Below are 17,554 nucleotides of genomic sequence, written 5' to 3'. Positions count from 1 at the left end.
CCATCCCGGATCCGCATGCCAGATGGAGAGGATCGTGCAAGAGCCGAGGAGCTTCGTTCTACCGTTACACCAGCTCCAGGCGGTGAAATGGAGTCATCCGATCAGGGGCGAAGAATCCCTGGCCGAGGGAATCATGCATGGCCATCCTCGAAGGAGCACTGTCGTGAACGTCCGCTACGGGTTCAACGCCACCCTGACCGCCAAGCCCGGCATGGGCGAGCGGCTGGCCGACCTGCTGCTGACCGGTCTGGACGCGGGCAGCCCGGCCGCCGACGAGCACTGCCTGGTCTACCTCGTCTGCCGGTCGGCCTCCGACCCCGACGTCGTCCACGTCACCGAGGGCTGGACCAGCGAGGAGGACCACCACCGGATCTTCGCCGGCCAGGCCGCCCAGGCCCTCGTCGCCCAGGTTCAGGACCTGGTCGCCGCGCAGTCCCCGTACACCGACCTCGTGCCGGTCGGCGGCAAGGCCGCCTTCTGATCCCCGCGAACACCTGCCGGAAGGAAACATCATGTCGTCCCCCGCGCGCCCCGCTCTCGACCCCGAGCTGAACGCCCTGCTCGCCGGCCTGCCGCTGGTCCGGCAGATCACCCCGCAGATCCTCGCGCAGTTGCGCCAGATGCCCCCGTCGCCGGTCGAACCCCTGCTGGAGGGCCGGGAGGTGCACCGGCGTGAGGTCACCGTCCCCGGCCTCGACGGCGCGCCGATCCCGATGACGGTCCTCACCCCGGCCGGCGCCGGTTCCGGAGCGCCGTGCGTCTACTGGATGCACGGCGGCGGCATGATCATGGGCGACCGGTTCTCGCAGATCGACATCCCCCTCGAATGGCTCGACGCGCTCGGTGCCGTCGTGGTCACCATCGGCTACCGGCTCGCCCCCGAGGCCGGCGGCACCACCCCCGTCGAGGACTGCTACCGGGGCCTGCGGTGGATCGCCGACCACGCCGGCGAGCTGGGCATCGACCCCGGCCGCATCGTCGTCGCGGGCGCCAGCGCGGGCGGCGGCCTCGCCGCCGGCGTCACCCTCATGGCACGCGATCGCGGCAGACCCGCGATCGCCGCCCAGGTCCTGATCTGCCCCATGCTCGACCACCGCAACACCACCACCTCCAGCCGCCAGTACGCCGGCGAACCCGGCGTGTGGACCCGCGAGACCAACGCGTTCGCCTGGAGCGCCGTCCTCGGCGACCGCACCGGCGACCAGGTCCCCGCCTACGTCTCACCCGCCACAGCGGACGACCTGTCCGGCCTGCCCACCACCTACATCGACGCCGGCTCCGCCGAGGTCTTCCGCGACGAGGACGTCGAGTACGCCACCCGCATCTGGGCCGCGGGCGGCCAGGCCGAACTGCACGTCTGGGCCGGTGGGTTCCATGGCTTCGACGCCCTCTTCCCCCACGCCGGCCTGTCGGCCGCCGCCCGCCGGACCCGTACCCAGTGGCTCACCCGCACCCTGGGAGGGCCGCGCGTGCGCTCGGCCTCCGAGAGCGAGCGTGCGGCAACGGCGGGACCATGACGGACTTCGCGTGGAACGCCGCTTCTGCTCAACCGGCGGTGGACATCGTGCGGGCCCGACGTGACGCTCCGGGCGACCCGCATCGTCCGATGACGACATAGTCGCGACCCCGAGTTGGACACGAAGTGTCAATGTTTAAGATTTCATGACTCGTCCATGCCTAATACGGGTTTTTCATTGTTTGTCGGTTTACGCTCCCCGGCATGCATGCTAAGTCCCGGGTTCGGGCGATCATCGTTGCGGCCGGCGTCCTCGTCGGCTCGATCGCCGCCCTGCCCTCACCCTCCGTGGCCGCCGCGGCGCCCGGAACCGTGGTCATCAGCCAGGTCTACGGCGGAGGCGGCAACTCCGGCGCCACTTTCTCCAATGACTACGTCGAGTTGTTCAACCGCAGCGGCGCCCCCGTGTCGCTGGACGGCTGGTCCGTGCAGTACGCCAGCGCCACCGGCACCGGGAACTTCGCCGCCAACAAGGCCGGCCTCGTCGGCACCCTCGCGCCGGGGCAGTACCACCTCGTCCAGCTCGCCGCCGGCAGCACGCCCAGCGGCGCGCTGCCCCAGCCCGACAGCGTCGGCTCGATCAACATGAGCGGCACCGCGGGCAAGGTGGCGCTGGTCCGCTCGGCCGAGGGCCTGGCCTGCAACGGCTCCTCCGCTCCCTGCTCCGACGCCCAGCTCGCCCAGCTCGCCGACCTGGTCGGGTACGGTGGCGCGAACTTCTTCGAGGGCTCCGCCGCCCCCGCGCTCACCAACGCCACCGGCGGGCTCCGCAAGAGCGGCGGCTGCGCCGACACCGACGACAACGGCGCCGACTTCGAGACCGCGGCCCCCGCGCCGCGGAACGGCGCCACCACCCCGGCCCCGTGCGGCGCCGACCCGTCCCCGACGCCCACCCCCACGCCCACCCCGACCCCGACCGAGAGCTGCGACACCCCGTCCACGCACCCGATCTCCCAAGTGCAGGGCAGCGGCGAGACCAGCCCCGTGGCCGGCCAGAACGTCCGGGTCGAGGGCATCGTCACCGGCTCCTTCCAGGGCTCCGGCGGGCTCGGCGGCTTCTACCTCCAGGCCGCCCGGCCCGACGCCGACCCGGCGACCTCCGAGGGCCTGTTCGTGTTCTCCTCCTCGCCGGTCAAGGCCGGCGACCGGGTGCTCGTCTCCGGCAAGGTGATCGAGTACAACGGCCTCACCGAGGTCTCGCCCGCCACCGCGGTGAACGTCTGCGGCACCGGCGCGATCAGGCCGGCCAAGGTGGACCTGCCGCTCAGGAAGGACGGGGTCACCTTCGAGCGCTACGAGGGCATGCTCGTCACCTTCGACGACGACCTCGCCGTCTCCGAGACCTACAACCTGGCCCGGTACGGCGAGATCACCCTCGCCGAGGACGAGCGGCTGTGGCAGCCGACCGACCGCAAGGGCGTGGACACCGAGAAGGACGCACGACGCAAGATCCTGCTCGACGACGGCTCGGCCGCGCAGAACCCGCCCACGCTGCCGTACCACACCAAGGGATCGAACACCGTCCGGATCGGCGACGAGGTGAGGGACCTGACCGGCGTCCTCACGTACGGCTTCGACGTCTACCGCGTCCAGCCGACCCAGCCCGTGGTCTTCCGGGCCGAGAACCCCCGCCCGGCCCAGCCGGCGAAGGTCGGCGGCGACGTCCGGGTGGCCAGCCTCAACACGCTCAACTGGTTCACCACGCTCGGATCCCGCGGCGCCACCACCACCGCCGAGCGCGACCGCCAGCTCGCCAAGCTGGTCGCCAACATCACCACGCTCAACCCCGCCGTCGCCGGGCTCATGGAGGTCGAGCGCAACGACGACGTGGCGCTCAACGCCCTGGTCGACGCGCTCAACGCCAAGGCCGGCGCCGGCACGTACAAGGCGATCACGCACCCCAACCCGGGCACCGACCTCATCCAGACCGCGCTGATCTACCAGCCGGCCAAGGTCACCCCGGTCGGCCCGGCGCGCTCCTCCTCCGACCCGATCTTCAACCGGCCCCCGCTGGTGCAGGCCTTCGCCAAGGCCGGCCGGCCCGGGAAGACCTTCACCGTCCTGGTGAACCACTTCAAGTCCAAGGGCTGCACCGACGCCGACGGCCCGGCCACCGGTGACGACGCCGACCAGGGCGACGGGCAGAGCTGCTACAACGCCAAGCGCGTCAAGCAGGCCAAGGCCGTGCTGGCGCTGTTCGACAACCTCCGGTTGACGAACGCGCTCGTCGTCGGCGACATCAACGCCTACGGCGAGGAGGACCCGATCCACACCTTCGAGGACGCCGGGCTGGCCAGCCTGAGCAAGAAGTACGTCAAGAAGGAGGACCGCTACAGCTACGTCTTCGACGGCCTGTCCGGCGAGCTCGACCACGTCCTCGCCGACAAGGGCGCGCGCAAGCTGGTGACCGGCGCCACCATCTGGCACGTCAACGCCGACGAGGGCCGGTTCATGGACTACAACACCGAGTACAACCCGCCCTACCTGTACGCGCCCGACGCCTTCCGCTCCTCCGACCACGACCCGCTGCTGGTGGGCCTGCGGCTCTGAGGACGCGCGCCGGCCACGGCGGAGCCCCCTCCGCCGTGGCCGGACGCCGCTCGGCGATGAGGCCGATGGACGGGTGCGCGTCAGAAGTGGATGGCGCGAACCTCTGTCACGGTGAAGTCGTCGATGATGTGCCGGTTCCGCAGCAGGAACCCGACCAGGCCCGCCACCGCCTCCACCCCGTTGGCGGCCGGGGCCTGGCCGGTAAGGAGGAAGACCAGAGGGGTCGACGGCTGGTCGATCGCGAAGTGCCGGCCGTGGCGATGCACGTCGTGCAGAACCTTGATCGGGATCGCCCGGGGCGAGGTGAACCACACGGCGACCTCCCACAGCGGCAGGGCCGGATCGGCATCGGCCGCGGCTTCGTAACACGTCACGCAGCCGTCACCGACATGGCGCCCGTGAGGGCAGGTCCATCGGGCGATCTCGGCCTGGGGCTGATGGCGAGTGCTGAGGGTCGTCGACTCGACCACACGGCGGCGGCACCGGACGGGCTCTGCCTTTGATCGCGCGGAGTGCTCGTCGATGATGATCCTTTCGGGGTGTCGCAGAAACTCGTCCGGCGATGGTCGGTCAGATGGGGTGCGGGGTCGCTCGTCGGGCGTAGGGGACGAGGTGGTCGCTCTCGGGTTGCGGCCGGGTCATGCTTGGTCCTGAAGATCGGGCGGGTGGGCACACTTGTGCTCACGGTAGTCCCTGACCCCGCCGACGGCGACCGCGCCACGGCCGGACGGCCCGGCTCGCACGAAAGGGCGAGCATGCGAGACGCGAACGAGCACTATCGCGCCCTGGTGGCGGAGTGGTTCACCGGGCCCGTGTGCCTGACCTTCTCTCATGGCATCGGCGTCGACCGCGCCGCCGCGGCCTTCGGAGATCTCGGCACGGGCCGCTCCCGCACCTACCGGGAGGCGATCGAGGCGGCCTACGAGCCGCGCCAGGCCGCCGGCATCGGCTGCACGGCCATCGCCGGGGAACTGGGGGAGTGGCGACCGTCAAGGCGTCGGCCCTCGTGCTCTGCGAGCCCCTGACCGGTGAGCGGCTCGACGGCGACTGGCTGAACCGCGAACATCGATGGCTCACCTGGGAGGAGTGGGGCTGAGGCGCGGCGGCCCGTGCTCAGCCCTTGATCGCCCCCACCAGCCCGTTGATGAAGTACCGCTGCAGGAACAGGAAGAGCGCGATCACCGGCAGCACGATGATCAGCGACGCCGCCATCACCTCGTTGTAGCTCGGCACCTCGCTGGAGATGAGCGCCTCCAGGCCCAGCGGCAACGTGAACTGCGACCGGTCGGAGAGCGACACGCGCGTCAGCACGTACTCGTTCCAGGTCGGTACGGCCGTCAGCACGGCGACGGTGATGTGCGCCGGCTTGGCCAGCGGCAGGTAGACCGACCAGTAGATCCGCGCCTCGCCCGCCCCGTCCGACCTGGCGGCCTCGCGCAGCTCGCGGGGGATGGAGGCGTAGCTGCTGGTCAGCAGCAGCACCGTGAGCGGCGCGGTGCCGTTGACGAAGGGCAGCACCAGCCCCAGGTGGGTGCCCAGCAGCCCGAGGTTCTTCTCCAGGATCACCACCGGCAGCAGCACCGTGATGCCGGGGACGAACAGCAGCGCCACGAAGAACCAGTACAGGAAGCGGCGGCCGGGGAAGTCCAGCACGGCGAAGGCGTACGAGGCCAGGCTGTAGACCACCAGGACGCCGGCCACGGTCATCGCCGTGACCTGGAGGCTGTTGAGGAAGTAGTCGAGGAAGTGCAGCCGGCTCCACGTGGCGATGAGCGTGTCGAGGGTGGGCTCGCGCGGCAGCAGGTTGCCCTCGAGGATCTCGGCACGGGTCTTGAACGCGCCCGACACCATCCACAGGAACGGGTACACGCTGACCAGCGCGTACGCGATCAGCCCGGCGTAGGCGAAACGCTTCACTGGACCCTCCGGAGCAGGCGCGCGTTGGCCAGGGTGAGCAGGACAGCGCCGGCGAAGAGCAGCCAGCCCAGCGCGCTCGCGTGGCCGAGCGACGGCGCCAGCCCCTTCATGAACGACAGCCGGTAGGCCATCAGGCCGAGCACGTCGGTGTGGCCGCCCGGGCCGCCGTTCGTGGCGATCAGGAAGATCTGGAAGCCGTGCAGCGCGTCGCGGACGCCCAGCAGCACGATGGCCACGGTGATCGGCCGCAGCAGCGGCCAGATGATGCGCCGCAGGACGTGCCAGGAGCCGGCGCCGTCGATCTGCGCCGCCTCGACGATGCCGCGGTCGATGGCCTGCAGCCCGCTGACGTAGAGCAGCGTGGCGACCGGCACGCTCGACCACACCAGGATGACGATCAGCGTCGGCAGCGCGGTGTCCGGATTGCCGAGGAAGCCCTGGGGCTGCTGGAGGCTGCCCAGGCCCAGCGAGCCGAGCAGCAGGTTGATCGCGCCGTCGGGCTCCAGCACGTAGCGCCAGGCGTAGTAGACGGCGATGCCGGTGGTCACGTACGGCAGGAAGTACACCGAACGCAGGACGGCGCGCAGCCGGGTGACGGAGTTCAGCATCACCGCGAGCGGCAGGGCGATGGCCACGGTCAGCAGCGGCGTGACGACCATGACCTGCACCGTGTTCCCGGCGGCCCGGCGCAGGTCGGCGGCGAGCGACGGGTCGGCGTGCAGCAGGTCGGCGTAGTTCCCGAGCCCGACCCAGCGCCATTCGGGGGTGAAGCCGTTCCATTTGGCGAAGCTCAGCAGGAAGCCGCTGGCGATCGTGTACGCGCCCATCAGCAGGAACAGGGCGACCGCGGGCGCCACGAAGGCCCACCCGACCAGCCGGCTCCGCCACCGCGCCGCCGCCCGGGCCCGCGCGGGCGGCTGCTCGCGCAGCCGCCCAGGGGGTAGTTCGACGGAGGTCGTGCTCACTGCGTGGACTTCCACATGGATGCCACGATCTTGTCCAGCTCGGCGCCCGCCTGCTGCGGGCTCAGCTCCTTCAGCGGCGTGAGCCGTACGGTCAGGTCACCGGGCTTGACCTGGTCCCAGTCGGAGGGGAAGAAGCTGTCGTCGGCCGCCTCGTACGCGCTCTCCGGCGGCCCGGAGAAGTGCTTCTGCAGCGCGGCCAGATCCTTGCCGAGCAGCGCCTCGGCCTGCGTGCCGAGGTCGGTGGCGGGCAGGTCGAGTGACTCCTTCGCCACCATGCCCGCGCCCTCGGGCGAGGTCACCCAGTCGATCCACTTGACGGCGGCCTCGCGGTTCTTCGTCGTGGCCGTGACGCCGAGCCCGGTCAGGGCGAGCGGCGCCATCGAGATCTGCTTGTGCGTGCCCTCGGCCGTCGGCGGGACGGGGAAGGCGAGCACCTTGTCGGGGCTGAGCCCGTTCTGGGCGAGGAAGGCCAGCGTGAACGTGCCGCCCACGGCGAAGGCCGACTTGCCCTGCGCGAAGGCGATGTCGGCCTCGTCGATGCCGAGCGTCGTGGTGCCGGGCATCCAGTACGGCGTCAGCCTGGCGTACGCCTCCAGCGTCCGGACACCGTCCGGCGACGCGAACCCCTGCGTTGTGCCCTTGCCGAACAGGGCGTGGAACCGTTCCTTGCCAAGGTGGGCGAAGGCGAGCGGCTGGTAGATCCAGTTGAAGCCGGTCTGGGAGACCTTCAGCCCCAGCGACAGCCCGCCCTGGCCCTTGGCGGTGGTGGTCTCCAGCGCCTTCAGGAACTCCTCCCACGACGCCGGCGGGGTGGCGGGATCGAGCCCGGCGGCCCGGAGCTTGTCCTTGTTGGCGTAGACGATGCCGAAGGCGCCCGCGGTGAACGGCACGCTGAAGCGCTGCCCGGCCTTGCCGCTCTTGATCGGCGAGTCGGCGGCCACCGCGTCGATCTTCTTCTGGGTGAGCACGCCGCTCTCCCGCGTGGAGGGCAGCAGGCGCTGTTTCCAGGCGTCGGTGACGTCCGTGGCGAGGTCCTGCAGCAGGCCCGATGCGCCCATCTCGAAGTCCTCGCCGGAGGAGTGCACCTCCAGCACGTCCGGCAGGCCGTCGGTCTGCGCGGCGCTCTGGACCTTGCTGACGAACACGTCGTCGGGGGTGATCGCCTCGACCGTGACGCGGATGCCCGTCTTGGCGGTGAACTGTGCCGCCGCCTTGTTCAGGGCGTCGGCGTGCGACTTCTTGAACGTCCACATCCGCAACGACTGCCCGGCCGGCTCCTGCCCGCCCCCGCTCCCGCCGCCCGAGCACGCGGCGAGTCCCATCGTGAGCGCCACGGCCAGGCCGAGCGCACGCTTGCGCACCGTTGTCATCGGTCTTTCCTTTCCGTACGGCTAGCGCACGCTCTCGAACTTCTGGACCCAGTACCGCGTGCGGTCCAGGTAGGCCGTCTCGGCGGCCCTGCCCTGCTTGCCGTAGGCGCCCTGGAAGGTCTGGTAGCCGTGGCCGGCGGGCGGTGTGCCGTCGGCCGGCTCGATGACCGAGCCCTCGTGCCACTCGTTGAACGAGGTGACCGACACCCAGGTCGGCGAGCCGCCGATGGCCGGGTCGAGGGCGTTGGTCCACTGCCGGTCGTAGGCGGCGCCGTTGTCGCGGACGATCGTCGGCGTGGTGTTGCCGGGCACGGCACGGTCGTCGACGTAGCCGGGGGCGACCGAGGGCGCCCAGATCAGCCCGTTCGCCCTGGCGTAGTCGCCGGCCTGCTTCCAGCCGGGCGCGGTGGCCCCGGCGATGCCGTCGTAGGTGTACATGCCGCTGAAGTGGGCGATCTTCGTGGTGTCGGTGGTCTGGGCGAGGATGACGTTGTCCGCGTTGACCGCGTCGAGCGCGGACCAGTCGGCGATCTGCAGGCTCCAGAAGACGTAGAAGACGTTGTCGAAGGCGGGATGCGAGCCGTACGTCCGGTGCAGGTAGCGGATGTCCTCGACGGTGGAGGCGGCCGTGCGGCCCTCGTACGGCTCCAGGTGCCAGGCGACCTTGATGCCCTTCTCGGCCGCGGCGTCCATGACCCGCGCGGCCAGGCCGTCCTCGTAGCTGCCCTGGCCCCACCAGCTGTAGACGATCACACCGGCGCCGGTCCGGCCGATCCACTTCATGTGCCGGGCCAGGACCCCGGCGTCGCCGGAGTCGTACGCGCCCAGGGCGGGGTAGAGGTCGGCGCCGATGTCGTCGGGCGGGGTGTGGCCGCCCTGCTGCCAGTGGCGCCACTCGCCGCTCGCGGCGGGCGTGCCGTACCAGGGGTAGTAGAAGAGATGGACGTTCGGCGACAGCTTCGCCGCGCCGGCCGGCGGCACCTGGGGGAGCCAGGCCAGGGCCGTCAGGAGGAGGACGAGGACGAGGTTCCGACGTTTTGCGATCATGGCGTCCTTTCGGGGGGTGAAGGAAGCTGCCGGGCGCGCAAATCGTTAAGATGCCTCCGAAATCTACACGTAACGCATGCGGTGTCAAGAGTTCGCCTCAGGCGGATTGACGGCGTACGAGGCGGGCGGGCACGACGAGCTCGGTGGACGGCTCGTCGATGGCGCCGCGCAGCCGTTCGAGCAGCCGCACGGCCGTGGCCTGGCCTATCTCGCGGGCCGGGTTGGCCATGGTGGTCAGGCCGGGGGAGACCATGCCGGCGGACTCGATGTCGTCGAAGCCCATAACGGCCAGGTCTCCCGGGACGCGCAGGCCGCGCTGTGCCGCCACGTCCAGGGCCCCGATCGCCATGACGTCGTTCGCGCACAGGACGGCGTCGGGCGGCTGCGGCAGCTCCAGCAGCCGCGCCACGCCCTCCGCGCCGCCCGCGCGGCTGAACTCGGTGTGCGTCACGAGGGCACGGTCGGCCGGCACGCCGGCGTCGGCGAGGGCCGCGCGGTAACCGGCGACGCGTTCGGCCGCCGGGCCCTCGGCCGCCGGGCCGCACACGAACGCGATCCTGCGGTAGCCGCGGCCGAGCAGGTGACGCGTGGCCTCGGCGGCGCCGCCCTCGTCGTCGCTGTGCACCAGGTCCACGCCCCGCTGGACCAGCCGGCCGCCGAGCCGCACCACCGGGATGCCGGCCTCGATGACCGGCCGCAGGTCCTCGGCGTGGGTGTGGAACACGGCGAAGGCCAGCCCGTCGACCTGGCGGGCGATCATCTGCTCGATCGCGGCCCGCTCGACCCGCCGCACGCCGTCGGTGTTGCTGATGATCTGGTCGTAACCGGCCGGGCCGAGCACGTCCTGCAGGCCGCGGGCCAGCGCCGGGTAGAACGGGTTGGTGATGTCGGGGATGATCAGCCCGATGGTCTGGCTGCGGCTGGTCCGCAGTCCGCGGGCCAGCACGTTGGGCCGGTAGCCGAGCTCCTCGATGGCCTGCAGCACCCGCCGCCGCGTCTCCTCGGCCACGGGGCGGCGGCCGTTCAGCGTGTGGGACACGGTCGTCGCACTCACCCCGGCCAGGTCGGCGACCCGCCTGATGCTCGGCCGCTCACCCCGGACGGCCCGCGGCTGCTCGTCGAGCCCCGGCGGCACCTGGTACACCGCCGCCCCACGGTCGTGAAGAGGGCCCTCGTCCGGGCCCTGACCTGGGGGAGAGCTTTCGAATGGGGTGACGTCCTCGGACGGTCCGCGACCTGGGGGAAGGCCCTCCGACGGGCTGCGACCCGGGGGAAGGTCCTCGGACGGGCTGCGACCCGGGGGAAAGCCCGCGGCCGGGCCGTGGACCCGAGGAAGGCTGTCGGACGCGCCGCGACCGTGGAGGAAGCCCTCGAACGCGCCGCCCAGGACGGCGTACGCCTCCTCCAGCGTGCGCACGCCGCGCGCGACGGCTTCGGCGGGCGGCACCCGGTCGGCGGCCTCCAGCAGGATCGACTCCCACACCTGCCGCAGTGGCCCGAGCGCCGCCGCAGCCAGGATCCGCGGCCTCAGACCGCCCGCCTCCTCCGCCACGGCACCCGCCGACGGCCCCGCTGCTGACCTCGCCGGTGGGCCGGCTGGCGGCCCCTCCGGCGGCCCCTCCGGCAGTCCCTCCGGTGATCCCACCGGCGGCCCTGCTGGTGGTCCCGCTGGTGGCGTCTCCGGTGACGCCACAGGTGGCCTAGCCGCGGCTTCCTTCAGCGGTCCCGTCAGCGGCTCCGCCAGCGACTCCGCCAGGGCGCGCTCGCGTGCGGCGAACAGCTCGCGGCCGTAGGCGCGCAGGGTCTCGCTGTCGCGGTAGACCCGGCCGAAGACCGCCAGGTCACCGACCGGCTCGGCGCGCAGCAGGCCGCTCAGCGCGACCGTCACCCACGCGCCCGATCGGCCGCCCGGAGCCCGCACGCCCGCCGCCCGGCCCGCGGCTCGGCTGCCCGTCTCCCGGCTGCTCGCCGCCCGGCCGTCCGCTACCCCCGCGCCCGTCGGCCGGCCGATCGGTGGGTGGCGGACCGCTTCGGCCGGGTCGCCTGACAGCAGCGGCTCGTGCTCGTAGAACAGCTGCTCCTTGACGGGGAAGTAGTTGAAGACCGTCTTCGCCGACACGTCCGCCGCCTCGGCGACCTCGTTGACCGTCACCGCGTCGAACCCCCGCAGCGCGAACAGGCGCAGCGCGGCGTCCGCGATGGCGCGCCGGGTCTCGGCCTTCTTCCGCTCGCGTCTGGCCGGGGGCTGCTCGGTCGGCATGCGGAGATATTACATTGGCATAATCCTTTCAGTCACTAAAATTTTACGGTCAGGGCGCCTCCAGCCCCCCGTCGGGCCTGCGGACCCGGGCGGCCCAGCGCTCGTGCAGGTGGGTGACCGGCGGGTGCCGGGCCGCCACCTTCTCGTCCAGGTCGACGCCCCAGCCGGGCGTGTCATGGGGATAGAGGTACCCCTGCCGCGGGTTGATCGTCCCGGGGAACGTCTCCAGGACGGCGTCGGGGTAGACGTGTCCCTCCTGGATCTGGAACGCCGCCGTGGTCACGTCGAGCGCGAGGTTGGCCGCCGCCCCGACGGGGGAGACGTCGGCGGGCGCGTGCCAGGCCGTGCCCACCCCCGTCAGCTCGCACATCGCGACCAGCTTGCGCGCCGGGGTGAGGCCGCCGATCGAGGAGACGTGCAGCCGCAGCAGGTCCACGCCGCCCTGCCTGATCAGCCGGGCCGCGTCGGTGACGGAGCCGAGCTGCTCGCCCGCCGCGATCGGCATCGGCGCCGCCTGGCGTACCTCGGGGAGGCGGTCGTAGAACTCCGGTGCGATGGGGTCCTCCAGGAAGAACAGCCGGTACGGCTCCAGCGCCCGCGCCAGCCCGATCGCCTGCTTCGGGGTGAGCCGGGAGTGCACGTCGTGCATGAGACCCGGCTCGTCCCCGAGTTCCTGCCGGGCGCGCTCGAACAGGGCGGGGGTCTCGCGCAGGTACCGCTGGACGTCCCACCCGTCGGGGTACGGCTGCCCCGGGTAGCCGTTCGCCGTGCCCGGAGCGCCGTAGTGGCCCAGGCCGGGCGCCCCGGTCTGGAGCCGGACGTGGCGGTAGCCCGCCGCCAGGATCGCGCGGGCCTGGTCGAGGGTCTCCGCCACCGTGGCCCCGCCCGCGTGCAGGTAGGTGTCGGCCGCGGCGCGGACCCGGCCGCCGAGCAGCTCGTACACCGGCATGTCCGCGCGCTTGCCGGCGATGTCCCAGAGCGCCATGTCCACGCCGGACAGCGCGTTGTTCAGCACCGGCCCGTCGCGCCAGTACGACGACAGGTGGATCATCCGGGTGATGTCCTCGATGTCGGCCGGGTGGCGGCCCACGAGCATCGGCGCCACGTGCTGCTCGACGGTGGCGGCCACGGCGTGGAACCGCTGGGTGAACGTGGCGCAGCCCAGGCCGTACAGGCCCGGCTCGCTGGTCTCGACCTTCACCACGACCAGCGGCGGGCCCTCCGGCGCGGTGACGATGGCCCGCACCCGCGTGATGCGCAGGCCGTCACGGGTGGGCCAGGGCGCCCGCATCTCCGCCATCGGGCCGGTCGCGGCGGTGCCCGACTCGGAACGGGTCGCGGCGGCGCGTGCGTCCGGGCTCGTCATGGCAGCACGTGCCGCGCGGTGAAGCCCAGCACCCGCTCGGCGGCGCGCAGGTCGACCGGCACGGCGCGGTCGGGCAACGGGGCCCGCCGCTCGCTGTCGGGATGGAACACGGCCAGCAACTCCTCGGTAGGTTCGGACATCAGCGTGTTGGGCGCGGCGACGGTCACCACGTGGTGGCCCTCGATCGGGCGCGTGACGGCCAGCCACGCCGCCCGCGCGGCGTCGCGGACGTCCAGGTAGCTCCACAACTCCCTGGCGCCGGCGGCCCGGTCGACGGCCCACTCCTCCGCCGTCTGCTGCAGCTTGTCCTCCGGCCCGCCCAGCCGGGGGAAGCGCAGCGCGACGGTGGTCATGCCGTGCCGGCGGCTCATCATCGCCGCGGTGAGCTCGTCGGCCTGTTTGGACAGCCCGTACGGATCCTCGACCTGCAGCGGGATCTCCTCGTCGACAGGCACGTACGCCGGGTGCAACGTCCCGCCGGCCCAGGCCAGCCCGAGGGCCGACATGCTGCTGGCGACGGCGGCGCGCCGCACCCCCGCCCGGCCGGCCTCCTCCAGGACGACGAACGTGGCCCGGGTGTTGCCGCAGAACACCTCCTCCGGGGTGCCCAGCGCGGGAGCCGGGAGGGCGGCGAGATGGATCACGGCCGCCACCCCGTCCAGCGCCCGCCGCACGGTCTCCGGATCGCCGGCGCTGCCTGCCACCATGCGGTCGAGCGGCAGGTCACCGGGGTCGCGCAGGTCAAGCCCGGTCACCGCCACCTGTTGGCGGGCGAGGAGGTCGAGGGTGGCCCGGCCGACGCTTCCGGCCGCCCCCGTCACCAGCACCCGTCGCGGAAAGTCGGTCATGTACTCCCCATGTGCAAATCGATTTGTGAAGAAAAGCATGCATGGGAAGCGGAAGGGGTGTCAAGGTGCGTACAGCGACTGTAAGTTTTGCGCGCCGGAAGAAGCGGCCCGCCGCGGGGTTCCACCCGGGGCCCGCCCGCCTGGCCCGATGGGAAGGCACCCCATGCGGCGGGTCCCGTGGTCGGCGGTAGGGGGTCGCCGCAATCTCCCGTCGGTGCCAGGCGGGCGTGAGTCTGGATTAAATGCCGCCCTCCCCGGAGGTGCAAGGGGCAGGACCGTTCCATAAAGGAAATTGCGCAAAATGATCGATATTTTGCGGATCTTCGTCGGTTCTCGCCGTTCATCCACTGAAGTAAAGACGCCTTGACAGCCACATTACGGCGCGGTAAGCATCTCCTTGAGTGCCCGAAACGTCCCCAAAACGTCAAGCGCAACCTGGAGCAGCACCCCTCCAGCCCTCACAGCAAAGCGCGGTCGGCGCGCGCCTTGCCTGACGTCCCCCCGGTCAGGAAAGGAAGCCCATGTCTGCGTGGTCGAGGCTGCTCGTCGCGGCGTCGCTGGTGTTCACCGGCGCTGCGGCGATCGACATCCCACCCGGCGACTACCAGCACGTCCAGCTCGCCCTCGGACCGTCCGAACTGGGCGAGCCCATGTCGCTCGCCGTCCTGCCCGACAGGTCGGTGCTGCACACCGCCCGCGACGGCACGATCCGCCACACCGACGCCTCCGGCGCGACCAAGGTGGCGGGCAAGCTGGACGTCTACACCCACGACGAGGAGGGGCTGCAGGGCATCGCCGTCGATCCCGGCTTCGCCGCGAACCGCTTCGTCTACCTCTACTACTCGCCCAAGCTGAGCACCCCGGCCGGCGACGCCCCCGTGACCGGCACGGCGGCCGACTTCGCGCCCTGGAAGGGCCACCTCAACCTGTCGCGCTTCACCCTCAGGCCCGACAACCCCCTCGACCTGGCCGGCGAAAAGGTCGTGCTGGAGGTGCCCAACGACCGCGGCCAGTGCTGCCACGTGGGCGGCGACATCGACTTCGACGCCGCGGGCAACCTGTACCTGACCACCGGCGACGACACCAACCCCTTCGAGTCCAGCGGCTTCTCCCCGCTCGACGAGCGCACCGACCGCAACCCGCAGTTCGACGCGCAGCGCTCCTCCGGCAACACCAACGACCTACGCGGCAAGTTGCTGCGCATCAAGCCGCAGCCCGACGGCACCTACACCGTCCCGGCGGGCAACCTCTTCCCGCCCGGCACGGCGGGGACCCGGCCCGAGATCTACGCCATGGGCTTCCGCAATCCCTTCCGCATGTCGGTCGACCGGCAGACGGGCACGGTCTACCTGGGCGACTACGGCCCGGACGCGGGCACCGCCGACCCCGGCCGGGGCCCCGGCGGCCAGGTGGAGTTCGACCGCATCACCGCCCCGGGCAACTACGGCTGGCCGTACTGCACCGGCACCAACACCGCCGCCGAGACCTACAACGAGTACACCTTCCCCAGCGGCCCCTCCGGCGCCAGGTACGACTGCGCGGGCGGCCCGGTGAACAACTCCTTCCGCAACACCGGCCTCGCCCGGCTGCCCGCCGCGAAGCCGAGCTGGATCAGGTACGGCGACGCCGGTTCGCCCCCGGAGTTCGGCGGCGGCTCGGAGTCGCCCATGGGCGGCGACGTCTACCGCTACGACGCGGGCTCCTCCTCGACGGTCAAGTTCCCGCAGTCGCTCGACGGCCGCTACTTCGCCGCGGAGTTCGGCCGCCAGTGGATCAAGGCGATCGAGGTCGAGAGCGACGGCACGCCCGGCGTGATCGAGGACTTCCCGTGGGACGGCACGCAGATCATCGACTCGGAGTTCGGCCCCGACGGCGCCCTCTACGTCCTCGACTACGGCACGGGCGGCGGTAACCAGGCGCTGTACCGGATCGAGTACCTCGGCGGCGCCAACCGCAACCCCGTCGCCAAGGCCGCCGCCGACCGGACCTCCGGCAAGGCGCCGCTGACCGTGGCCTTCTCCTCGGCCGGCAGCTCCGACCCCGAGGGCGGCGCGCTCGCGTACACGTGGGACTTCGGCGACGGCACCACCTCCACGCAGGCCGACCCGGCCCACACCTACACCGCCGTGGGCACGTTCCGGCCGACCCTGACCGTACGCGACCCGCAGGGCCTGACCGGGACCGCCAGCCTGGTGATCACCGTCGGCAACACCGCGCCCACCGTGACGCTCAACGCCCCCGCCGACGGCCAGATCTTCACCTACGGGCAGGCCGTGCCGTTCAGGGTCACCGTCACCGACCCCGAGGACGGCACCGTGGCCTGCACGGCCGTCAAGGTGACGTACCTGGTGGGCCATGACAGCCACACCCACGCCATCACCTCGAAGAACGGCTGCGAGGGGTCGATCACCATCCCGCCCGACGGCGAGCACGACGCGGCGGCCAACCTCTACGGCGTCTTCGACGCCGAGTACACCGACAAGGGCGGGCTGACCGGCCACAGCGTACGCACCCTGCAACCGGCGCACCGCCAGGCCGAGCACTTCGGCGCCCAGCAGGGCATCCAGATCGCCAATCACGGCGGGGCGGAGGGCGGCGCGACCGTGGGCTTCACCGACAACGGCGACTGGATCTCCTTCGAGCCCTACCTCCTGGCGGGGGTCACCAGGCTGACCGCGCGGGTCTCCTCCGGCGGCCCCGGCGGGACGATCGAGGTACGGGCCGGCTCCGCGACCGGGACCCTGCTGGGCACGCTCGCGGTGCCGAGCACGGGCGGCTGGGACACCTTCACCGACGTCTCGGCCGGCCTGGGCAACGCCCCCGGCGGCACGACCGAGCTGTTCCTGGTCTTCAAGGGCGTGTCGGGGCAGGGCAACCTGTTCGACGTGGACGCCTTCACCTTCGCCACCGGGACGGCGCCGAGCACGACGGCCGAGGGGGAGTCGTACACCTCCGGTTCCGGGGTGCAGGTGGCCACGCACGCGCCGGCCAGCGGTGGCCGGACGCTCGGTTACGTGGACAACGGCGACTGGGCGGGCTATTCGAGCGTTGACACGGGTGGTGCGAAGACGTTCTCGGCGCGGGTCTCGTCCGGCGGGGTGGGTGGGACGATCCAGGTGCGTTCGGGGTCGGCGACCGGCACCCTGCTCGGCTCGGTGGCCGTACCCGTCACGGGCGGGTGGGAGAGCTTCCAGAACGTCACCACCACGCTGACCGGCTCCGCCACCGGACCGCTCTTCCTGGTCTTCACCGGCGGCAGCGGCAACCTCTTCGACATCGACACGTTCACGATCACCAGGTAGGCGGCGATGCTTCACAAACTCCTGAGCCTCGCGCTCGTGGCGGCCGGTTTGACCGCCGTTCCCGTGGATCCGGCCTATCAGGTGCTGGTGTTCTCCAAGACCGCCGGGTTCCGGCACGACTCGATCCCGACGGGCCTGCAGGCCATCCGCGACCTCGGCGCGGCCGGCGGCTTCACCGTCACCGCCACCGAGGACGCCACCGCCTTCACCAGCGCCAACCTGGCCGGCTACGAGGCCGTCGTCTTCCTCAACACCACCGGCGACGTCCTGGACGACACCCAGCAGACCGCCTTCCAGAGCTACATCGACCAAGGCGGCGGCTACGTGGGCGTGCACGCCGCCGCCGACACCGAATACGACTGGCCCTACTACGGCGAGCTGGCCGGCGCCTACTTCAAGAACCACCCCGCCAT

At 71.6% G+C, this 17,554-nt stretch carries 14 protein-coding genes; 6 read left to right on the top strand and 8 right to left on the bottom strand.

Annotated elements, in window-relative coordinates; all coding sequences use genetic code 11:
* The first annotated feature begins 163 nt into the window (after window positions 1-163).
* From ACTWPW_RS39820 to ACTWPW_RS39810, 3 genes are all read left to right on the top strand, one after another.
* Window positions 164-481, top strand: a complete 318-nt coding sequence (locus ACTWPW_RS39820) for a putative quinol monooxygenase (RefSeq protein WP_443171720.1) — start codon at window positions 164-166, stop codon at window positions 479-481.
* A gap of 31 nt (window positions 482-512) precedes the next feature.
* Window positions 513-1,517 carry an alpha/beta hydrolase gene (locus ACTWPW_RS39815; protein WP_443171719.1) on the top strand — a complete coding sequence of 335 codons (1,005 nt, stop codon included), beginning with the start codon at window positions 513-515 and terminating at the stop codon, window positions 1,515-1,517.
* Between the two features lie 203 nt (window positions 1,518-1,720).
* Window positions 1,721-4,066, top strand: coding sequence for an ExeM/NucH family extracellular endonuclease (locus ACTWPW_RS39810; protein ID WP_443171718.1), 2,346 nt, complete (start codon window positions 1,721-1,723; stop codon window positions 4,064-4,066).
* A gap of 80 nt (window positions 4,067-4,146) precedes the next feature.
* On the opposite strand, the gene ACTWPW_RS39805 is transcribed toward ACTWPW_RS39810, so the two are convergent.
* Window positions 4,147-4,440, bottom strand: a complete 294-nt coding sequence (locus ACTWPW_RS39805; RefSeq protein ID WP_364137660.1) for a hypothetical protein — start codon at window positions 4,438-4,440, stop codon at window positions 4,147-4,149.
* Between the two features lie 381 nt (window positions 4,441-4,821).
* On the opposite strand from ACTWPW_RS39805, the gene ACTWPW_RS39800 reads away from it, so the two are divergent.
* A complete protein-coding gene (locus ACTWPW_RS39800) occupies window positions 4,822-5,091 on the top strand; it encodes a hypothetical protein (RefSeq protein WP_443171717.1) in 270 nt (89 codons plus the stop codon).
* A gap of 88 nt (window positions 5,092-5,179) precedes the next feature.
* Here ACTWPW_RS39800 and ACTWPW_RS39795 read toward each other — a convergent pair whose 3' ends face one another.
* From ACTWPW_RS39795 to ACTWPW_RS39765, 7 genes are all read right to left on the bottom strand, one after another.
* Complete coding sequence (locus ACTWPW_RS39795; RefSeq protein WP_364137656.1) at window positions 5,180-5,983, bottom strand: carbohydrate ABC transporter permease; 804 nt, start codon at window positions 5,981-5,983, stop codon at window positions 5,180-5,182.
* Window positions 5,980-6,948, bottom strand: coding sequence for a carbohydrate ABC transporter permease (locus ACTWPW_RS39790; RefSeq protein ID WP_443171716.1), 969 nt, complete (start codon window positions 6,946-6,948; stop codon window positions 5,980-5,982). The genes ACTWPW_RS39795 and ACTWPW_RS39790 overlap by 4 nt, the downstream gene beginning before the upstream one ends.
* Window positions 6,945-8,318, bottom strand: coding sequence for an ABC transporter substrate-binding protein (locus tag ACTWPW_RS39785; protein WP_443171715.1), 1,374 nt, complete (start codon window positions 8,316-8,318; stop codon window positions 6,945-6,947). Before ACTWPW_RS39785 ends, ACTWPW_RS39790 begins: the two co-directional genes overlap by 4 nt.
* Window positions 8,319-8,339: 21 nt before the next feature.
* On the bottom strand, window positions 8,340-9,365 hold the full coding sequence (locus tag ACTWPW_RS39780; protein ID WP_443171714.1) for a glycoside hydrolase family 99 protein: 1,026 nt from the start codon (window positions 9,363-9,365) through the stop codon (window positions 8,340-8,342).
* 97 nt (window positions 9,366-9,462) lie between these two features.
* Window positions 9,463-11,625 (bottom strand): substrate-binding domain-containing protein, encoded by a 2,163-nt coding sequence (locus ACTWPW_RS39775; protein ID WP_443171713.1) that lies wholly within the window; start codon window positions 11,623-11,625, stop codon window positions 9,463-9,465.
* A 49-nt stretch (window positions 11,626-11,674) separates the two neighbouring features.
* Window positions 11,675-12,991 (bottom strand): enolase C-terminal domain-like protein, encoded by a 1,317-nt coding sequence (locus ACTWPW_RS39770; RefSeq protein WP_443171712.1) that lies wholly within the window; start codon window positions 12,989-12,991, stop codon window positions 11,675-11,677.
* Window positions 12,988-13,839 carry an NAD-dependent epimerase/dehydratase family protein gene (locus ACTWPW_RS39765; RefSeq protein WP_443171711.1) on the bottom strand — a complete coding sequence of 284 codons (852 nt, stop codon included), beginning with the start codon at window positions 13,837-13,839 and terminating at the stop codon, window positions 12,988-12,990. The genes ACTWPW_RS39770 and ACTWPW_RS39765 overlap by 4 nt, the downstream gene beginning before the upstream one ends.
* Window positions 13,840-14,360: 521 nt before the next feature.
* Here ACTWPW_RS39765 and ACTWPW_RS39760 point away from each other — a divergent pair.
* Both ACTWPW_RS39760 and ACTWPW_RS39755 read left to right on the top strand, forming a co-directional pair.
* Entirely contained in the window at window positions 14,361-17,141 is a 2,781-nt protein-coding gene (locus ACTWPW_RS39760) for a carbohydrate-binding protein (RefSeq protein WP_443171710.1), read from the top strand.
* Between the two features lie 6 nt (window positions 17,142-17,147).
* Window positions 17,148-17,554, top strand: a 407-nt coding sequence (locus ACTWPW_RS39755; RefSeq protein WP_443171709.1) for a ThuA domain-containing protein, incomplete at its 3' end; no start/stop codon positions are given.

This window comes from Nonomuraea sp. KM90, assembly GCF_052246675.1.
Lineage (GTDB): Bacteria > Actinomycetota > Actinomycetes > Streptosporangiales > Streptosporangiaceae > Nonomuraea.
This window is presented reverse-complemented; position numbering and strand designations above follow the sequence as displayed.